Genomic DNA, 3631 nt, shown 5'->3' on the forward strand with positions numbered 1-3631 from the left:
CTGCATACGCAGATAGGGGTTTCGGAATTTAATCTTGACGATGACCTACTCTCACATGGGGAAACCCCACACTACCATCGGCGATGCATCGTTTCACTGCTGAGTTCGGGATGGGATCAGGTGGTTCCAATGCTCTATGGTCGTCAAGAAATTCGGTAGCCAGGTCGTTTACCTTTCGGTTCACGCTCCAGCGAATGGGTATGTAATAGATTTGTGTGTTTCGTTTCGAATTTTCGACTTTGTATCGTCTTCACACACCGCAATCTGGCCTTTCGACGCAAATTGCTTGGGTGTTATATGGTCAAGCCTCACGGGCAATTAGTATTGGTTAGCTCAACGCCTCACAGCGCTTACACACCCAACCTATCAACGTCGTAGTCTTCGACGGCCCTTCAGGGGACTCAAGGTCCCAGTGAGATCTCATCTTGAGGCTAGTTTCCCGCTTAGATGCTTTCAGCGGTTATCTATTCCGAACATAGCTACCCGGCAATGCCACTGGCGTGACAACCGGAACACCAGAGGTTCGTCCACTCCGGTCCTCTCGTACTAGGAGCAGCCCCTCTCAAATCTCAAACGTCCACGGCAGATAGGGACCGAACTGTCTCACGACGTTCTAAACCCAGCTCGCGTACCACTTTAAATGGCGAACAGCCATACCCTTGGGACCGGCTTCAGCCCCAGGATGTGATGAGCCGACATCGAGGTGCCAAACACCGCCGTCGATATGAACTCTTGGGCGGTATCAGCCTGTTATCCCCGGAGTACCTTTTATCCGTTGAGCGATGGCCCTTCCATACAGAACCACCGGATCACTAAGACCTACTTTCGTACCTGCTCGACGTGTCTGTCTCGCAGTCAAGCGCGCTTTTGCCTTTATACTCTACGACCGATTTCCGACCGGTCTGAGCGCACCTTCGTACTCCTCCGTTACTCTTTAGGAGGAGACCGCCCCAGTCAAACTACCCACCATACACTGTCCTCGATCCGGATAACGGACCTGAGTTAGAACCTCAAAGTTGCCAGGGTGGTATTTCAAGGTTGGCTCCACGCGAACTGGCGTCCACGCTTCAAAGCCTCCCACCTATCCTACACAAGCAAATTCAAAGTCCAGTGCAAAGCTATAGTAAAGGTTCACGGGGTCTTTCCGTCTAGCCGCGGATACACTGCATCTTCACAGCGATTTCAATTTCACTGAGTCTCGGGTGGAGACAGCGCCGCCATCGTTACGCCATTCGTGCAGGTCGGAACTTACCCGACAAGGAATTTCGCTACCTTAGGACCGTTATAGTTACGGCCGCCGTTTACCGGGGCTTCGATCAAGAGCTTCGCGTTAGCTAACCCCATCAATTAACCTTCCGGCACCGGGCAGGCGTCACACCCTATACGTCCACTTTCGTGTTTGCAGAGTGCTGTGTTTTTAATAAACAGTCGCAGCGGCCTGGTATCTTCGACCGGCATGGGCTTACGCAGTAAATGCTTCACCCTCACCGGCGCACCTTCTCCCGAAGTTACGGTGCCATTTTGCCTAGTTCCTTCACCCGAGTTCTCTCAAGCGCCTTGGTATTCTCTACCCAACCACCTGTGTCGGTTTGGGGTACGGTTCCTGGTTACCTGAAGCTTAGAAGCTTTTCTTGGAAGCATGGCATCAACCACTTCGTGTTCTAAAAGAACACTCGTCATCAGCTCTCGGCCTTAGAATCCCGGATTTACCTAAGATTCCAGCCTACCACCTTAAACTTGGACAACCAACGCCAAGCTGGCCTAGCCTTCTCCGTCCCTCCATCGCAATAACCAGAAGTACAGGAATATTAACCTGTTTTCCATCGACTACGCTTTTCAGCCTCGCCTTAGGGACCGACTAACCCTGCGTCGATTAACGTTGCGCAGGAAACCTTGGTCTTTCGGCGTGGGTGTTTTTCACACCCATTGTCGTTACTCATGTCAGCATTCGCACTTCTGATACCTCCAGCAAGCTTCTCAACTCACCTTCACAGGCTTACAGAACGCTCCTCTACCGCATCACCTAAGTGATACCCGTAGCTTCGGTGTATGGTTTGAGCCCCGTTACATCTTCCGCGCAGGCCGACTCGACTAGTGAGCTATTACGCTTTCTTTAAAGGGTGGCTGCTTCTAAGCCAACCTCCTAGCTGTCTAAGCCTTCCCACATCGTTTCCCACTTAACCATAACTTTGGGACCTTAGCTGACGGTCTGGGTTGTTTCCCTTTTCACGACGGACGTTAGCACCCGCCGTGTGTCTCCCATGCTCGGCACTTGTAGGTATTCGGAGTTTGCATCGGTTTGGTAAGTCGGGATGACCCCCTAGCCGAAACAGTGCTCTACCCCCTACAGTGATACATGAGGCGCTACCTAAATAGCTTTCGAGGAGAACCAGCTATCTCCGAGCTTGATTAGCCTTTCACTCCGATCCACAGGTCATCCGCTAACTTTTCAACGGTAGTCGGTTCGGTCCTCCAGTTAGTGTTACCCAACCTTCAACCTGCCCATGGATAGATCGCCCGGTTTCGGGTCTATTCCCAGCGACTAGACGCCCTATTAAGACTCGCTTTCGCTACGCCTCCCCTATTCGGTTAAGCTCGCCACTGAAAATAAGTCGCTGACCCATTATACAAAAGGTACGCAGTCACCCAACAAAGTGGGCTCCCACTGCTTGTACGCATACGGTTTCAGGATCTATTTCACTCCCCTCTCCGGGGTTCTTTTCGCCTTTCCCTCACGGTACTAGTTCACTATCGGTCAGTCAGTAGTATTTAGCCTTGGAGGATGGTCCCCCCATATTCAGACAAAGTTTCTCGTGCTCCGTCCTACTCGATTTCATGACTAAGAGATTTTCGCGTACAGGGCTATCACCCACTATGGCCGCACTTTCCAGAGCGTTCCGCTAATCTCAAAGCCACTTAAGGGCTAGTCCCCGTTCGCTCGCCACTACTAAGGGAATCTCGGTTGATTTCTTTTCCTCAGGGTACTTAGATGTTTCAGTTCCCCTGGTTCGCCTCTTAAGCCTATGTATTCAGCTTAAGATAACCATCTTATGATGGCTGGGTTCCCCCATTCAGACATCTCCGGATCAAAGTCTGTTTGCCGACTCCCCGAAGCTTTTCGCAGGCTACCACGTCTTTCATCGCCTCTGACTGCCAAGGCATCCACCGTATGCGCTTCTTCACTTGACCATATAACCCCAAGCAATCTGGTTATACTGTGAAGACGACATTCGCCGAAAATTCGATAATACTCAATTAAGAGCAACTCACAAATTTTACCTTAGCCTGATCCGTTACCAGTGAAAGTAACGTTCAGTCTATCTTTCTATCACATACCCAAATTTTTAAAGAACGAACTAGTCAAAGACTAGAAATCAACATTCACCATCTCAACGATGGAATGCTCATTTCTAAGCTTTCTTACTAACAGAAGCAGTAGTGGTGGAGCCAAACGGGATCGAACCGTTGACCTCCTGCGTGCAAGGCAGGCGCTCTCCCAGCTGAGCTATGGCCCCGTATTTCTACAGGCGTTTCCCACACAAAATTGGTGGGTCTGGGCAGATTCGAACTGCCGACCTCACCCTTATCAGGGGTGCGCTCTAACCAACTGAGCTACAGACCCAATTTCGAG

Annotated in this window: 3 rRNA genes (1 of these 3 cut by a window edge); all 3 read right to left on the reverse strand. The window is 50.8% G+C overall.

Annotation, left to right across the window (positions count from 1 at the left end):
* Positions 1 to 32: 32 nt before the first annotated feature.
* A 5S ribosomal RNA gene (gene rrf / locus H8F22_RS32460) occupies positions 33 to 148 on the reverse strand.
* Between the two features lie 149 nt (positions 149 to 297).
* Positions 298 to 3189: ribosomal RNA gene (locus tag H8F22_RS32465) — 23S ribosomal RNA — on the reverse strand.
* 239 nt (positions 3190 to 3428) lie between these two features.
* Positions 3429 to 3631 (reverse strand): 16S ribosomal RNA (locus H8F22_RS33005); it runs 1126 nt beyond the window's last position.
* Together the 16S, 23S and 5S rRNA genes form the textbook arrangement of a ribosomal RNA operon.

Origin of the sequence: Pseudomonas mucoides (assembly GCF_015461845.1) — a bacterium.
Taxonomy (GTDB): Bacteria; Pseudomonadota; Gammaproteobacteria; order Pseudomonadales; family Pseudomonadaceae; genus Aquipseudomonas; species Aquipseudomonas mucoides.